Source organism: Deinococcus aetherius (assembly GCF_025997855.1).
Classification (GTDB): Bacteria; Deinococcota; Deinococci; order Deinococcales; family Deinococcaceae; genus Deinococcus; species Deinococcus aetherius.
In genome coordinates, this window is the sequence record NZ_AP026561.1 from 489,376 (window position 1) to 505,741 (window position 16,366).

The 16,366-nt window shown below is 69.8% G+C and carries 13 protein-coding genes; 12 read left to right on the forward strand and 1 reads right to left on the reverse strand.

Features of this window, described 5'->3' with window-relative positions:
- Positions 1-177: 177 nt before the first annotated feature.
- The 12 genes from DAETH_RS18445 (at position 178) to DAETH_RS18500 (ending at position 14,414) form a co-directional block, all read left to right on the forward strand.
- Positions 178-1,290 (forward strand): aldose 1-epimerase family protein, encoded by a 1,113-nt coding sequence (locus tag DAETH_RS18445; protein WP_264777569.1) that lies wholly within the window; start codon positions 178-180, stop codon positions 1,288-1,290.
- Positions 1,287-3,461, forward strand: a complete 2,175-nt coding sequence (locus DAETH_RS18450; protein ID WP_264777570.1) for a glycoside hydrolase family 88 protein — start codon at positions 1,287-1,289, stop codon at positions 3,459-3,461. Before DAETH_RS18445 ends, DAETH_RS18450 begins: the two co-directional genes overlap by 4 nt.
- A gap of 79 nt (positions 3,462-3,540) precedes the next feature.
- Positions 3,541-4,794 carry an ABC transporter substrate-binding protein gene (locus tag DAETH_RS18455; RefSeq protein WP_264777571.1) on the forward strand — a complete coding sequence of 418 codons (1,254 nt, stop codon included), beginning with the start codon at positions 3,541-3,543 and terminating at the stop codon, positions 4,792-4,794.
- A gap of 75 nt (positions 4,795-4,869) precedes the next feature.
- On the forward strand, positions 4,870-5,802 hold the full coding sequence (locus DAETH_RS18460; RefSeq protein WP_264777572.1) for a carbohydrate ABC transporter permease: 933 nt from the start codon (positions 4,870-4,872) through the stop codon (positions 5,800-5,802).
- Positions 5,802-6,677: a carbohydrate ABC transporter permease gene (locus DAETH_RS18465; RefSeq protein ID WP_264777573.1), complete on the forward strand. Its 876-nt coding sequence runs from the start codon at positions 5,802-5,804 to the stop codon at positions 6,675-6,677. Before DAETH_RS18460 ends, DAETH_RS18465 begins: the two co-directional genes overlap by 1 nt.
- 31 nt (positions 6,678-6,708) lie before the next feature.
- On the forward strand, positions 6,709-8,355 hold the full coding sequence (locus DAETH_RS18470) for a hypothetical protein (RefSeq protein ID WP_264777574.1): 1,647 nt from the start codon (positions 6,709-6,711) through the stop codon (positions 8,353-8,355).
- Positions 8,356-8,383: 28 nt separating this feature from the next.
- Positions 8,384-9,883: a xylulokinase gene (locus tag DAETH_RS18475; protein WP_264777575.1), complete on the forward strand. Its 1,500-nt coding sequence runs from the start codon at positions 8,384-8,386 to the stop codon at positions 9,881-9,883.
- Positions 9,880-10,638: an SDR family NAD(P)-dependent oxidoreductase gene (locus DAETH_RS18480; RefSeq protein WP_264777576.1), complete on the forward strand. Its 759-nt coding sequence runs from the start codon at positions 9,880-9,882 to the stop codon at positions 10,636-10,638. The genes DAETH_RS18475 and DAETH_RS18480 overlap by 4 nt, the downstream gene beginning before the upstream one ends.
- 8 nt (positions 10,639-10,646) lie before the next feature.
- Positions 10,647-11,966 (forward strand): FAD-dependent oxidoreductase, encoded by a 1,320-nt coding sequence (locus DAETH_RS18485; protein WP_264777577.1) that lies wholly within the window; start codon positions 10,647-10,649, stop codon positions 11,964-11,966.
- Entirely contained in the window at positions 11,963-12,961 is a 999-nt protein-coding gene (locus DAETH_RS18490; RefSeq protein ID WP_264777578.1) for a phosphotriesterase family protein, read from the forward strand. Before DAETH_RS18485 ends, DAETH_RS18490 begins: the two co-directional genes overlap by 4 nt.
- The gene (locus DAETH_RS18495) at positions 12,958-13,602 is read left to right on the forward strand and encodes a bifunctional 4-hydroxy-2-oxoglutarate aldolase/2-dehydro-3-deoxy-phosphogluconate aldolase (protein ID WP_264777579.1); all 645 of its coding nucleotides are present in this window, start codon (positions 12,958-12,960) and stop codon (positions 13,600-13,602) included. Before DAETH_RS18490 ends, DAETH_RS18495 begins: the two co-directional genes overlap by 4 nt.
- The gene (locus DAETH_RS18500; protein WP_264777580.1) at positions 13,599-14,414 is read left to right on the forward strand and encodes a sugar isomerase domain-containing protein; all 816 of its coding nucleotides are present in this window, start codon (positions 13,599-13,601) and stop codon (positions 14,412-14,414) included. Before DAETH_RS18495 ends, DAETH_RS18500 begins: the two co-directional genes overlap by 4 nt.
- Positions 14,415-14,997: 583 nt before the next feature.
- On the opposite strand, the gene DAETH_RS18505 is transcribed toward DAETH_RS18500, so the two are convergent.
- A complete protein-coding gene (locus DAETH_RS18505) occupies positions 14,998-16,344 on the reverse strand; it encodes an aminotransferase-like domain-containing protein (RefSeq protein WP_264777581.1) in 1,347 nt (448 codons plus the stop codon).
- Between the last annotated feature and the right edge of the window lie 22 nt (positions 16,345-16,366).

A 16,366-nucleotide genomic window follows, 5' to 3' on the forward strand; every position in this document is an offset into this window, starting at 1 on the left:
CTGAGCATACCGGAACAAAGAGGACCCTGACCCGGAAGATTGCGGCTTCCGCATGGTGTTACGGTGAGCGCCACACGGCACAGCACGGGGAGAGACGCCCCAGGGGAGGGTTCTTGCACAGCCATGACGGGATCAGGGCGGCCTCGGACGTATGGCCCGCCGGGAAGGTGAGATGACGTGCCGAGGCTGTTCGGGCAGGACTGGAGCCGCATGGACCTCGCGCGCCGGGTGGGCCGCCTTTCCCAGATTGCGGGCGTGCGTCTCGTCACGCTGGCTGACGGCGCCGAGCGCGGCGTGCGCGTGCTGGAATTCCGAACGGGGACGGGCCTCGCCTTCGACGTGCTCTTGGACCGTGCCTTCGACCTCGGGCGCTGCGACTGGCGCGGCACGCCCCTCGCCTGGGAGGGACCCGTGGGCGTGCGCGGGCCGTGGTACGCCGAGCCCCAGGGCCTGGGCTTCCTGCGCACCTTCGGCGGCGGTCTCCTGACCACGGGCGGCCTGGACCATACGCTCTTCCCCACCGAGGACAGCGCCCAGGGCTACGCCTACCCGCCCAAGGCCACCGAGCACTACCCCCTGCACGGGCGCGTGTCGAGTCTCCCCGCGCGCCTGCTGGGGTACGGCGAACGTTGGGAGGGCGACGTCTGCGTGCTGTACGCCGAGGGGGAGGTCACGCAGGCCACAGCCCTCGGAGAGCATCTGGTGCTGCGCCGCCGCATTGAGGCGCGGGTGGGCGAATCGCGCCTCTTCATCCACGACGAGGTGCACAACGCCGGGTTCCACCCCACCCCCCACATGTTCCTGTACCACGTGAACGTCGGTTTCCCGGTGGTGGACGAGGGTGCCGAGATCGTCCTTCCCGCGGCAGAGGTGCAGCCGGTGGGAGACGTGCCGCGTCAGGGCTGGACGCACCTGGAGGCGCCGCAGTCGGGGATGCAAGAGCGGGTGTACGAGTACGTGCCGCTGGCGGAGGAAGGCGGCCTCGTCCCCGTCGGCATCGTGAACCGGGTGCGGGGCGTGGGCTTCTACCAGGTCTACTCCCGCGCGCAACTGCCGTTCCCCTTCGTGTGGCGGATGCTGGGCGAGGGGGACTACGTGGTGGCGCTCGAACCCAGCACCAACCGGGTGGCGGGGCGGCACGACGCCCGTGAGCGCGGCGAACTCATCCACCTCGCTCCCGGCGAGAGACGCACGTACGACCTCGAACTCGGCGCCCTGGGCGGCGCGGTGGAACTCGACGCTTTTCGGGCGCGCGTGGAGGCGCTGCGCCCCACCCTGGAGGAGGCATGACACGACTGGAGTTGACGGTGGGCGCGGTCAGGGTGGAAGCCCGGCCCGCCCCGGGGGGCTGGGGCCTGACGGCGCGCTGGGCGGGGCACTCCGCCTCCCAACCCCTGCCTGTTCGCGCGGAAGTGTGGAGTGAGGGCGAGGTGGAAGGGTACAGTTGCGGCTACGCGACCCTCGAAGCCTCGGGGGGCGGCTGGGTCGCTCACGCCCGCCTCGACCTCGGCGAGGACTCGGCGCTGAGCGTGGAGGACCGCTGGTCGGTGCGGGGGGAGGCGTTGCACCTCGCCCGCCGGGTGCGGGTGGAGGGGGACGCGCCGGGCGGCTTTCTGACCGCGTTCACCTGGACGCTGGACGGTCCTCTCGGGTGGCCGGACGTGGACGCCTTCGCGCCGGGGATGCTGTACGGCTGGACCGAACATGTGGCGCCCCAGGCCATCGGGAGCCAGCGGCATTACCTCGCCGGGGCGCGCGCCCTGCGCATCCGTGAGGACCGCTTGCCTGCCCCACTCTTCGGCGTCGCACTGCGGGACGGCTGCTCGGTCGCGGCCCTGAACCCGGCCCCACGTGGCGACACCACCCGCGCCGACGCCCTGGATCTCGAAGGCAGCCCGCTGGTCGACGAGCGCTTCACCTTCGCGGCCGTCGGCGGCGAGGAGGCGGACGGGCACCTCTCCCTCGGGCTGTGGTTTCCCGGCACCGAGGGGGAGGTCACGTACCTCGCCGACACGCCTTTCGCGGGCGGGCAGTTCGGCAACAACGCACGGCGGCGCTGGCGGGGCCGTTTCCACCCCCTGCGGGACGGCTTCGAGCAACGTTACGAGGTCGCGTTTCGTTTCGCAGAGGGGGAGCGCGACCAGGACGTCCGCCGGGCGGCGTGGCGCTGGGCCTGGGAAACGCTCGCCCCGCAGGTCGAGGCGCAGGACGTGACCGGCGCGCGTGAGGTGCTCGCGGACGCGCTGGAGGCGTCCGTCGTGTATGTCGAGGACCGCGCCGCGCCCCTGCACGTCATGGACATCCTGGTGGGCGAGGCGCACGGCCCCTACAGTCACCTGGCGATGATGGGCTTCACCGGGCGCGCGGTCGAGACGGGAGAACTGCTGCTGCGTGAGAGCGTCCACCTGCGCGGTGAGGCGGCGGAGAGACGCCGCCGGGCGGGCCTCGCCGTCCTCGAAACCTTCGCGCGCCTGCCCGTGTCCCCGCCGCTGGGCGAGGGCCTGGACCTGCGCGACGGCCGACCAGCAAGCGGGGTGCGCCCCGATTTCTACCTGCGCGCGCTGGGTGAGGGCGGCAAGTCCATGCTGCGCGCCCACGAGCTGGAGCGGGAACGGGGGACCGACCACCCGCACTGGCTGGCGTGGTGCGTGGACCTCGCCGACTGGCTGCTGACCCAGGAATTCCCGACCGGCGGCTTCCCCCGCTCCTGGCGGGACGGCACGGCGCAGGTCGTGAACGCCGACCCACGCTCCAGCTACTCGGTCGTGCCCTTCCTCGTCGCCCTGAGCCAGACCACTGGGGAGGAGAAGTACCTCGCCTCGGCCCTGCGCGCCGCCGAGCTGTGCTGGGCGCTGGACGGCAGCCGGGGCTACTTCATCGGGGGCACCCTCGACAACGCGAACGTGGTGGACAAGGAGGCGGGCACGCTCACCCTGGAGGCGCACCTCGCCCTGTTCGAGGCGACGGGGGACCGGCGCTGGCTCACCCGGGCCCGCGACGCGGCCGATTTTTCCGAGACGTGGATTTACCTCTGGAACGTGCCGATGCCGCAAGACGAGGAGGACGGCGACCTGCACTGGAAGCGGGGGGTGAGCACGGTGGGCGCGCAACTGATCGCCACCGGCCACTCCCTCACCGACGCCTACATGGCCTGGGACGTGGCGAACTATGCCCGGCTCGCGCGGCTGACCGGGGACGCGCACTACCTCGACGTGGCCCGGCTCCTGCTGCACAACACCAAGACGATGCTCGCCGTGCCGGGGCGCACCTTCGACCTCGTGGGTCCCGGCTGGCAGCAGGAACACTGGAGTTTCGCCCCGCCACGCGGGCGCGGGCAGCACCGCCACTGGCTGCCGTGGGTGGCGACGAGCCACCTGGAGGGCATCCTCGCCCTGGAAGCCTACGACCCCGACCTCTTCCGCGAACTGTCGCTCGTTCCGCACAACGCACCCGCCGACTGAACCCCGCTGGAGGAGGACGGGGAAACCTTAAACGGCAGCTCTGAACCCCACCTTTCTCGCCCGATCAGGAGGAACCGTCATGCTGGGACGCAGGAGTGTCACGACCGCGCTGGCCGCTGGAATGCTCGTTTCAGGGGCGGCGGGGGCCAAGACCATCGACTTCTGGATTCGCGCCTACAACGCGGGGCTGGCCGAGCCGCTCGTGAAGGCCTACAACGCCTCGCACACCGATCAGGTCAAGCTCAATCTCGTGCCCAATGACCAGTTCGTGACCAAGCTCGGCACGGCCATCGCGGGAGGGAATCCCCCGGACGTGATCGCCATCGACCTGATTTACGTGCCCTCGTTCGCGGCGGCGGGGCAAATGGAGAACCTGACGGCGCAGGCGAAGAAACTGCCCTTCTTCAACCAGCTCAGCCCGTCGCACGTGCGCCTCGCCACCTACCAGAATCAGGTCTACGCGGTGCCCTTCAGCGCGGAAGGCTCGGTGCTGTACTACAACAAGGGCCTCTTCCGGCAGGCAGGCCTCGACCCCAACAAGCCGCCGAGGACGTGGACCGAGGTGTACAACGCGGCCAAGAAGATCACCGCCCTCGGGAACGGGGTCAAGGGCTTCTACTTCTCGGGCGCCTGCGCGGGCTGCAACGCCTTTACCTTCATGCCGCTGATCTGGGCCTCGGGCGGCGACGTGCTCAGCAGGGACGGGCAGAGCGCCACGCTGAACACCAAGGCGGTGAAGGACGCCCTGGGCTTCTACCGCCGGATGTGGACCGAGGGGCTCGTGCCCTCGGGCGCGCAGACCGACAACGGGGCGAACTTCATCAACGCCTTTACCAGTGGCAAGATCGGCATGACGGGGAGCGGCGCCTTCGCCATCAGCCTGCTCAAGAGCAAGTTCAAGAACATCGACTTCGGCATCGCGTACCTGCCCGGCCAGACGAGCGGCTGGTCCTCCTTCGCGGGCGGCGACAGCATCGGCATTCCCAAGGGGAGCAAGAACGTCAAGGAGGCGTGGGACTTCATCCAGTGGACGCTCTCGCCGCAGGTGCAGACCGAGATCCTGGCGAAGAACGACACCATCCCGGTGCGCGCGGACCTGGCGCAGAACAAGTATTCCAAGACCGAGCCACGCTTCGTGACCACCTCCACCGCAATGGCGAAGGGCCGCACCCCGTACAGCGTCCACTACAACGAGCTGTTCAACGACGCGAATGGGCCGTGGCTCTCGATGTTCCAGCGCGCCGTGTTCAAGGGGGAGATTGACCAGGCCGTCACGGAGGCGCAGAGCCGCTTCACGCAGATTCTCTCGACGCCCGCCCCGGGAGCGCGATAGGCGGAGTAAGGATCGGGGAGGTCAGGGGTCCGCGCGCCGGCTCTGACCTTCCCGGGCCCCTGACCTCCCGGAAGGATGCCGCCAGTGAGAGCGAACACCCTTAACCCTCCCGCCGCCCGTTCCCGGCCACGCTCCCGTTCGTGGTGGCGCAAACAGGTCGGGCTGCTGTTCGTGCTGCCGAGCGTGGCGTTCACCGCCGTCTTCTTCCTCGCGCCACTCGTCATGACGGCGTGGATGTCGCTGCACGATTGGCCGCTGCTGGGAGCCAGGCACTTCACGGGACTGCAAAATTATGCGGCGCTGCTGTCCGACGGCAACTTCTGGAGCAGCCTGGGCTTCACGGCGAAGTACACGCTGGTCGTCACCCCGGTGCTGTTCGTGCTGGCCTTCGGGCTGGCGCTGCTCGTCAAGCGGTCGGTGCGCTGGGTCGGGCTCTTCCGCACCGCGTACTTCCTGCCGGTCGTGATCGGCCTCGCCACGTCGAGCCTGCTGTGGGTGTGGCTGCTCAACGATCAGGTGGGCGTGTTCAACGCAGGGCTCGCCGCCATCGGGGTCATCAGGGAGCCCTTCCAGTGGCTCGCGACGACGGGGAGTGCCCTGACGGCCATCGTCGTGATGGTGACGTGGAAGATGGTGGGCCTCACCATGCTGCTGCTCCTGATCGGGATGCAGGCTATTCCGGAGGAGTTCTACGAGGCGGCCCGGGTGGACGGCGCGAGTCCGTGGGAGCAACTGCGCTTCATCACGCTGCCGCTGATGCGTCGGACCTTTGCGCTCGCGCTCGTGCTGTCGGTGATCGGCTCGTTTCTGGCCTTCGACCCCATGTACATCATGGCGGGCGGCGGGCCGCAGAACTCGACCATCACGACGGTGTACTGGATTTTCAAGGCAGCCTTCGTGCAGTTTCGGCTGGGCTATGCAGCCTCGCTCTCGGTGGTGCTGCTGGTCATCCTCATCGCAGTCAGCGTCGTGCAGCTCTACCTCCTGCGCGACGACACGAGGTACTGATGCGCGCCCACCCCCTGCCCGCCCACCCTCTGCCACGCCGCCGCCGCGCCGCCACGGTGAACACCCTGTACTACGCGCTGTGCGTGCTGCTGGTCGCCGTCTTCCTCTTTCCGATCCTGTGGTCGGCCCTCACGTCACTCAAGCCGCCCTCCGAGGCCGCCGCGACGCCGCCGACCCTCTGGCCCTCGCACCTCGTGCTCGACAATTACGCCACCCTGGCCGGGTACGGCGCGGGGCTGGTGCGGTATGTCGGCAACAGCCTGCTTGTGGCGGTCATCACCATCGTGCTCACGAGCATCCTGAGCCTGCTTGGTGGGTACGGCTTCTCGCGCTTCCAGTTCGTGGGCCGGAACGTGCTGTTCGTCGTGATGCTCGCCACGCTGATGATTCCCTTTCAGTCGATCCTCACACCGCTGTACCTGATCCTGCGGGCGATTCACCTGCAAGATACGCTGCTGGGGCTCGCGCTCGTGTACACGACTTTCCAGCTCCCCTTCGCCATTTTCGTGATGCGTAACTCGTTCGACTCGGTGCCGCGCGAGATCGAGGAGGCGGCCCTGATCGACGGCTGCTCCTCGGTGACGCTGCTCACCCGCGTGATGTTCCCGGTCGTACTGCCCGGCGTCGTTACGGTCGCCCTCTTCGCGTTCTTCGGGTCGTGGAACGAGTTTCTCGCCGCACTGATCTTCCTGAACGACAGCGACAAGTACACCCTGCCCGTGATGCTCCTCAACGTGCAAAGCGGCCTCTACGGCAGCGTGGACTGGGGCGCGGTGCAGGCGGGAATGATGCTCTCGATGCTGCCGTGCATCGCGCTGTTCCTGTTCCTCCAGCGCTACTACCTCAGCGGCCTCACCCAGGGAGCGGTGAAGTGATCCCCGCCCCCGCCCCTCAAGGAGTCCCCCTGTGAACGCGTTTGATTTCAGTTTCGACCCCCGGGACCCCTTCTTCGACGTGCCCGGGCTGGGCGGCGTGCGCTGGGGGGTGCAGGTCTTCACCACGAACAACGTGTACGTCCTCGATCCCGACCGGGTGGAACTGCGGGAGGACGCGGGCGGGTTGAGCCTGACCTGCGACGGCCTCGCGTGGGCGGGGCTCCAAAGGCGCGTGCCGGGTCGCGTGGAGGTGCGGGTGGCGCGGGATGAGGCGGCCTTCACCTGGCACGTCGTGGCCGAACACGCCGAGCCCATCAAGTCGGTGAAACTGCTGTGGCGCGGTCTGCCGGAAGACCTCTTGGCTCAGGGCTGGTGGCACGCCTCGATGCCCGAGGACGCCGTGGCGCAGCCCGCCCATATAGCCCCTCTCCTGTGGACTTACCCCAGCGGCGGCGGCTGGACGACCCCCTGGGCGTGTGCGGGCAAGGGGCCGGGCGTGACGATCAGCGTCCGTGACCCCCAGGTCCGTGCCAAGCGGCTGTACGTCCACACGCCGCCCTACGGCGGGGGCGGGACGCTCGCCGAACTCGTGCTGGAGGAGGACGCGCGGCACTTCGGCGGACGCTTCGAGGCGCCCGAGGTGCGGCTGCGGCCCTGCGCGGGCCGGGACGAGGTGGACGCGGATTTCGAGGAGCACCTGGCCTTTTTAGAGAGGACTTACGACCTGCACCCCTGGGAGACTCGACCGGACCTCCCCGGGTGGGCGCGTGACGCGCGGCTGGTGCTCAACCTGCATGGGCAGCACTGGACCGGGTACGTGTTCAACACCTTTGACGACATGGCCGAAGTGCTGCGCTTCGCGGCGCGGCAGGTAGACGGGGGGCTCCTGATCGCCTACGTCCTGGGCTGGGAGGGGCGGTACTACCACTCCTACCCCAACTTCACGCCGGGAGAGGACCTGGGCGGCCCGGAAGGATTTGCCCGCCTACGTCAGGCGGCGCGCGAGACGAAAATCCACCTCATGCCGATGTTCGGGGCCCATGGGGCGAACGTCACCCAGTACCCGGACTGGGAGCGTGCGGTATGGCGCAACCGCACCGACCGTTACGTGGAACTGTTCAACCGCCCCGACTGGGACGCGGACCGCTCGGGCGAGGACGATCAGGTGTTCCTGAGTCCCGGCGAGCCGCGCTACCGCGCCCACCTCGTGCGCGAGATCGGCAAGACGATCCGGGCCTTCGACCTGGACGCCGTGTACCTCGACACGACGGCGGGCTGGGTGAACGATCCCCGCTGGGACATGCTGGGTGGCTACCGGGCGCTGCTCTCGGAACTGCACGCGACCTTCCCCGACCTGTTCGTGGCGGGGGAGGCGTGGTGGGACGCGCTGCTGGGCGTCTTTCCCATCAACCTCTCCTGGCTGGGGGCGACGCGGCGCTACCGGATGCCGCAGCTTCTCACCCGCTACGCGCGGGCCATCCGGCACATCGACGAGGGCAGCTTCGGCCCCGGCAGCACGGGGGTCCACGAGCGCGGCTTCTCCCCCTCACCGCTGACGGGCTTCACGCCGGGGCACCTGCCCTCGGTCAACATCGTGGACGGCACCCTGCGCGACCACGCCGCAGACCTCGCCCATGTCTGCCGTACCCTCGTGGAAGGGAAGGTGGGCGTGTCGTGATCGCCCGGGTCCGGCGTGGAGGGCGAGCATGAGGGAAGTGCTGCTCGGCATCGACGTGGGTACGACGAGCGCCAAGGCGGTGCTCGTCACGCCCACCGGGCAGGTCGTGGCGCACGCTGAATCCTCCTACCCGACCGCGCACCTGCGCCCCGGCTGGGTCGAGCAGAACCCGCACGACTGGTGGGCGGCGACCGTGAGGGCGGTGCAGGGCGTGCTGGCGGGTGCAGATTCGCTGCACGTCACGGGCATCGGCGTCTCCGGGCAGGGCTGCGCCGCCACCCTGCTCGACGGGCGCGGCGAGGTCGTGCGTCCCGCGATCATCTGGATGGACGGCCGCAGCGAGGCCCAGAGCGCGTTCCTGCGCGCCCACGTCGGCTCCGACATCCTGCGGCTCAACGGCAAGACGCCCGCCCCCTACAACGCGGACCCTGTGCTGATGTGGCTGCGGGACAACGAGCGCGAGTCCCTGACGCGCGCGGCAGTCAGCCTGACGACCACGGGCTATATCAACTACCGTCTGACCGGGAGCGCCGCGCTCAGCGTGGCTGACGCCAGCATTCTCTTCGCCTTCGACCTGAAGCGCGGCACATGGTCGCGCGACCTGATCGAAGCCTTCGGCCTGCCCGAACGGCTGTACCCCGGCGTGAACGCGAGCTGCGACGTGCTGGGCACGTTGACATCCACTGCCGCCGCAGAGCTGGGCCTGAGAGCCGGCATTCCAGTCGTCGCGGGTGGGGAGGACACCCCCTCGGCCGCGCTCGCTGCCGGCGTCACCGAGGCGGGCGAGGCGTTCATGTCCCTGGGGACGGCGGGCACCGTCTACGTCGTCGATGAGCAGGTGCGGGTGCAGCCCCGGCTGCTGGCCTGCGCCCACGTGTTGCCGGGGCGCTGGATGCTCGGGGGCTCGACGGTGGCGTTCGGCGCGGCGCTGGCGTGGTGCCGCGACCTGCTGGGCCCTGGCCTGACCCTGGAGGGGCTCACGGCCCTCGCGGCGTCAAGCCCGCCTGGCGCCCACGGGCTGGTGTTCCTGCCGTACCTCAGCGGTGAACTCCAGCCCATCAACGACGGCCACGCCCGCGGGGCCCTCGTCGGCCTGAACTTCAACCACGGCGCGGCCCACCTCGTCCGGGCCGTGATGGAGGGCGCGGCCTTTGCGCTCGCCCACAACCTGCTGCTGTGCCGCGAGGTGGGGGTGGCCCCGCGGGAGGTGCGCGTGCTGGGGGGGCCCACCCGCAGCGCGCTGTGGTGCCAGATCCTCGCGGACGTGACGGGCTGCGTGGTGCGGGCGGTTCCCCCGGAGGTGGGCGCTCCCCTGGGAAACGCGCTGCTCGCGGGGCAGGGCGTGGGCCTGCTCGCCGACGCGGGCCGCACGGCGCGGGCGAACCTCTACTTCGAGACCAGCTTCACTCCCCGTCCCGAGGACAGCGCGCGGTACGCGGAGCTGTTCGAGGTGTACCGCGCGCTCTACCCGCAGCTTCGCACGTCGTTCGCTCAACTGTCCGCCGAGCGTCTGGAGGTGCGGGCGTGAGGCTGGCGGGCAAGGTCGCGCTCGTGACCGGGGCGGGCCGGGGCCTCGGCCTGGGCATCGCGCGGGCCTTCGCAGGGCAGGGCGCCCACGTCGTGCTGGCCGATCTGGACGCGGAGGCGGGCGAGGGGGCGGCGCAGGCGCTCGGGGAGGCGGCGACCTTCGTACGGGCCGACGTGGGCGACGCGGGGCAGGTGGAGGAGATGGTGCGTCACGCCGTCCGCACATTCGGGCGGCTCGACGTTCTCGTGGCGAATGCGGGCATCGGGGCGCGGCGGCTCGGGGACGGCCCGGCACACGCCTGCACGCCCGAGGCCTGGGACCACGTGATGCACGTCAACCTGCGCGGCACCTTCCTGAGCTGCAAGTTCGCGCTGCCACACCTCGTCGAGTCGCGCGGCGCGGTCGTCACGTTGAGCAGCGTCCTCGGGGTGGTCGGCACCCAGGGCCTCTTCGACACGCACGCCTACGCGACGAGCAAGGCGGGGATCATCGGCCTGACACGCGCCATCGCGGCCCACTACGCACGGGACGGGGTGCGGGCCAATTCGGTGGCACCGGGATTGATTGACACGCGGATGGCGGCGCGCAGCAAAGCAGACCCGGAGTTGCTCGCGGAACTCACGCGCTGGCAGCCCCTCGGGGCCCTCGGCGAGGTGCGCGACGTGGCGGACGCCTGCGTCTTCCTGGCCTCCGACGAGTCGAAGTTCATCACCGGCGCGGTGCTGCCCGTCGACGGCGGCTGGACCGTGCAGTAGGAGCGACCATGATCACGTACACCAAAACTGTCCCCACCCTGCTCGACACCGACGTGATCGTCGTCGGCAGCGGTTCGGCGGGGGCGAGCGCCGCGATTGCGAGTGCGCGGGCGGGGGCCAGGACAGTCCTCGTCGAGAGACTGAGCTTCCTGGGCGGCACGAGCACGGCGGTCCTCGATACCTTCTACGGCTACTACACGCCCGGCAAGGAAAGCAAAAAGGTCGTGGGCGGCATTCCCGACGACGTGGTGCGCGAGCTGGGGGCGTTCGGCGCGGCCTTCGAGCGGCCCAACACCTTTGGCGCGGGCACGGGCGTGACCTACGACCCCGAGCTCCTCAAGGTCGTGTGGGAGCGCCTGGCCCTCGCGGCGGGGGTGAGACTGCTGCTGAACAGCTTCTGCACCGACGTGGTGATGGAGGAGGGCCGCGTCGCGGGCATCATCGTGGACGGCAAGCGCGGGCTGATGCACCTCTCGGCACGGGTAGTGGTGGACTGCACCGGGGACGCGGACGTATGTGCCCGGGCCGGGGCGCCCTACGAGCGTGCGGGCGACATAGATCCGGCGCAGACCCTCTCCACCACCTTCCGCATGGTGAACGTGGACGTGGAGCGCGCCCAGGGCTTCGGCAAGAAGGAGATGTGGGCCAAGATGACCGAGGCCGCCGACTCGGGCCTCTACCGCCTGCCCCGCCGCGAGGGAAGCTGGCACGTCACCACTCAGGCGGGCGTGATCCACACCATCATGACCCGGGTGGCCGACGTGGACGGCACCGACCCCGAGGCCCTGACGGAGGCCGAGGTGGAGGGCCGCGCGCAGGCCCTGGAGTACGCCCGCTTCCTGCGCGACCACGTGCCGGGTTTCGAGCGGGCGCAGCTCTCGTGGCTCTCCTCGCCCATCGGGGTGCGCGAGACGCGCCGGGTGTACGGCGAGTACCGCCTCACCCGCGAGGATTGCCTCTCGGCCCGCAAGTTCTCGGACGCCATCGGCGCGTGCGGGGCGCCCATCGAGGACCACCACGCGGGCACCGACACGAAATGGCTGTATGTGCCGGAAGGGGAGACGTACGACATCCCCTACCGCACCCTCGTGCCCCGGCAGGTGCGCGGTCTCCTGGTGGCCGGGCGCTGCTTTAGCGCCACCCACGACGCGCACGCCTCGTGCCGCTCGATGGCGCAGACGATGACGATGGGCCAGGCGGCAGGTTCGGCGGCGGCCCTGAGCGTGAAGGGCGACACCTTGCCTCACGAACTGTTCGTGCCGACGTTGCAAGATCACCTGCTCGGTCTGGGGGCGAAGTTCGGCGACCTGTCGGCGGTGACGGCATGAACACGGTCGAGACGACCCTGGGCCCTCTCGGTGCCGACCGTCTCGGTCGGGTGAACGCCCACGAACACCTGATCATCGACGGCGGGTACACGGTCGTCAAGGAGCCTGATTTCAAGCTCGATTCAGTCGAAAAGGCAGTCGAGGAAGTCGGGTATTGGAAGGCAGCGGGCGGCGGCCTGATCGTGGACACCATGCCCTTCGGCTGTGGCCGGAACGTGGACAAGCTGGTGGCGATCAGCGAGGCGACGGGCGTGCCCATCCTTGTGCCGAGCGGCTTTCAGAAGTCGAGTTACTACCTGCCCGACCACTGGCAGCACCGCTTCGACGAGGAGACGATTGCCGGCCTGCTGATCGCGGAGTTGACCGAAGGAGCCGACCGAAACAACTACGACACGCCTGTCGTGGACCGCAGTGCGGTGAGGGCTGGGTTCGTCAAGGTCGCGGGCGACTATCAGGTCGTGAAGCCCACCACGCTCAAGCTGATCCGGGCGGCGGGGCGGGCGCACCGCGCAACGGGTTGCCCCATTCTTGTCCATACCGAGATGGGCACCGCCGGGGACGAATTGCTCGACCTGCTGGAGGAAGCGGGCGTACCCCCCTCGCGCGTGATGCTGAGCCACCTCGACCGCAACCCCGACGTGTTCGTCCACGCCCGCCTGGCGGCCCGGGGCGCCCTCCTCCAGTACGACACTCCGGGCCGCATCAAGTACCAGCCGGAAAGCGTCCTGGTGAGGCTGATGCGGGACGTGATCGACGCAGGCTTTGGCGCGAACCTGCTGCTGGGCGGCGACACCGCGCGGCGCTCGTACTGGAAGGCGTACGGCGGCGGGCCGGGACTCGCGTACATCCTCGACACCTTTGACGGTCGCCTGCGCGAGGAGGGCTTCACCCAGGACGAGTTGAACGCTATCTGGACGGAGAACCCCGCACGCTGGCTGGGCTTGACGGCCTCCACTGAAACCGCCCCGAGTGAAGAGCGGGCGGCGAGCGCGTGAGCGGCCTCGACTTCTCACGGGACAAAGTCATCGCCATCGTGCGCGGGGTGCCGCCCCAGCACGCCGACGACGTGGCCTCCGCATTGCTCGCGGGGGGTGTGCGCCTGATCGAGGTGACGCTCGACACCCCGGGCGCGCTGCACACCATCGAACGCTGGCGCCGGACCTCCTTGCCGCTGCGGGTTGGGGCGGGCACCGTCCTGGGCGTCAGGGAGGCCCGGGACGCCCTGCTCGCGGGCGCCGAGTACCTGATCTCCCCGCACACCGACGAGGCGATCATCGCGTGTGGGCGGGAAGCAGGCGTCCCCGTCTTTCCGGGCGCCCTGACACCCACGGAAATCGTGCGCGCCCATCACGCGGGCGCAAGTGCCGTCAAGGTCTTCCCGGTCGGCAGCGTCGGCGGCCCGGGGTATCTGAAAGACGTGCTCGCCCCGCTCGGCCACGTGCCCCTCGTGGCGGTGGGCGGCGTGAACGCCGGGAACGCCCGCGCCTACCTGGACGCCGGGGCAGTGGCGCTCGGGGTGGGCGGCAGTCTGGTGGACCCGGGCCTCGTGCGCGGCGGACGTTGGGACGACCTTACCGGGCGGGCGCGGGCCCTCGTCGCCGCCTGCGCCCTCACGCCCCTGGAGGAGAACGCGTGACCCTCACCTTCCCGGACCAGCTCGACCGCGTCCGCGACGCCGTGCTGGCGCAAGAAGACAAGCTGCGTCGCGTCGCGTCGCTGTACGCCGACGCCATTCAGGCGGGCGGCCTGATCCACGTGTACGCCAACGGCCACTCGCGCATCGCGGTCGAGGAGATGATCGTTCGCATGGGCGCCCTGACGGGCTTTCACCCCCTGCTGACGCCGGGCCTCGCCACCTTCGACGGCGTGGTGGGCACGCGCGGCATCCGCGTGAACCAGCGCATGGAGAAGGTGGAGGGCGTGGGCGAGGCCATCCTCGACGAGTACGACATCGGCCCGCGCGACGTGTTCCTGGTGCTGTCGGCCACCGGCACGACGCCCGCCGCCGTGGACACGGCCCTCGAAATCCAGCGGCGCTACCCTGATCACCCGCTCGTGGTGATCGCCTGCGAGGCGCAGGCCCGCACGGCGCCCGCCAAGCACAGCAGCGGTCAGAACCTCTCACACGTCGTGGATGGCGCCAGGAACGGCGTCTTCCTCGACAACGGCATGCCGGTGGGCGACCTCAGCGTCACGGTCGAGGGGCAGACCGGCGTGTACGGGGTCTGCCCGCTGTCCTCCATCGGTGCCCTCACGCTCGTTCAGTCCCTCAACGAACTCACCGTGCGCGAACTCGACCGGCGCGGCCAGGCCCACCACGTCCTGCGAAATATGCATCTGAGCGACACCGTGGACACCTACGAGGCGTGGGTGCGCGACCAGCGCGAACGCTACGCCCGCGCGCTCAACCATCCCCAGCGTGTTGCGCCGAGCGCCGCCGACCGGTGACCCCGGTTCGTTCGCCCGTGTGCCAGGCTGGAGAGCGCCGCTCGGTGAGGCGAGGCCCGGATGCACGGGCCGGCCCGTGGCCGCTCGCCTCCGCCTCGTTAGTTCGAAGACGGCCTCGCTCCAGCTCAGCGCGAGGCGGGGGTCCACCGCCAGCACCTCCCGGGTGGCTTGCGTGCCAGGTCACCGCCCACCCCTGCTGTATCCCGCAGATGAGCTGAATAGTCTGTGGTGTGTACCCAGGAGAGGGCGGGCAGGACCGGTACGTACCCGTCGCTTCCTCCCTTCGCGTGCGCGAGGCCCAATGGGTGAGGTCGGTTCCCTCGCCCGGCCTCACCTGGGCCGGGTGCTTCGTCCCCGGTGTGCCCTCGTCAGTTTGTGGGGACGGTCGCCTGGCCGCTCTTCCGGGCGACCCGGACGTGGGGGCCGAAGTGCGCCCAGAGGTCCTGGGGATGCCGTCCCCACGCCGTGGCGCAGGTACAGGAAGCCGGCCCCGGTCTCGGCCAGGCTCTCATTCCCCTCGGCCCAAGTCAGGTGGAGGGAGTCAAGGGCGATGGAGTGCGGGTCTCGCCTGAGGCTTTTACAGTCAAGCCAGGCGGCTCACGCCCTCCTCGATGACGGCGGGACCTGCGCCGGCGTAACTCAGGCGCACGAACGCCCCACTCGGCTCCGACGGAAAGAACCCGCTGCCCGCGCTCACCTGCACCCCGGCCCGCGCCGCGCGCTCCACGAAGTCGAGGTCGGACTCCCCCTCGGGCAATTGCACCCAGACGTTGTACCCACCCCGCGGAACCAGGGTGACCCGCGCCTCCGGCCAATGGCGCCCTAACGCTCCCACCATCACGGTTCGTCGCTCGCGCAACGCCGCCTGGAGGTCCTTCAGGTGGCGCGGCCAGCCCCGCGAGGTCACCAGATCCAGGGCCGTCTCCTGAAGGGGACCAGCGAGGAAATAGTCCTCGATGGCCCGCCCGTGACGTAACCGCGTCAGGACTGGTCCGCGTGCGATCAGGGCGGCGATGCGCAGTCCCGGCGCGCTCACTTTCGTCAGCGAGCGCAGGTACACGACGCGCCCCGGGTCGGAGAGGGCCAGGGGAGGCGGAGCCTCGCCGTCCAGGGTGAGGCCGCGGGCGTAGTCGTCCTCGATCACAAAGGCGCCCGCCCGCTCCGCCGCCGCCAACACTGCTGCCCTGCGTTCGGGTGCAAGGACAGCTCCCGTCGGATTGGCATAGAGCGGTTGAAGATAAACGGCTTTCGCGCCCGTGGAACGGAACGCCACCTCCAGCAGGTCAGGCCGGATGCCCTCCGTGTCTGCGGGAACGGGGATCGGCTGCACGCCCGCCGCCCCCGCAGCAGCCAGCACGCCGTAGTACGTGGGAGACTCGACCAGCAACGGCGCCCCAATGGGAAGCAGAGCGCGCAGGGCCGTCGAGAGGGCCGCCTGCCCACCGGGGACGATCAGCACGTCGGACGCCCGGTACGCCTCACCCAGTTCCCGCGCGAACCACGCCCGCAGCGCCTCTAGCCCTTCCGGGGGTAACCGCGACCAGACCCCTGGGCGTCTGGACGCCTTGCTGAGGGCAGCCTGCAACAGGTGCAGGGGCTGAATCGTCTCGTCGGGGTAGCCGCTACCCAGCGGCAGGGTGTCGGCCTGTGGGGGCCGGAAGAGGTCCTGCACGTACCCTGGTGAGACGGGACGACCCGAAAGGGCCACGGTCTGCCACGCGAGGTCCGCAGCCGGAGGAACCGGAACAGCCTGCGCGACGAAGGTGCCGTGACCAGGGCGGGTGACGATCAGCCCTTCCCTTGCCAGTTGGGAGAGCACCGCACTTACCGTCACCGGACTGGTCCGGTAACGGCGGGTCAGTTCACGGACGGAAGGCAGCCGCTCGCCCAGCCGTGCCTCCTGCTTGATCCAGGCTCTCAGGTCAAGCAACAAGCGTTGTCTACTCGTGCCC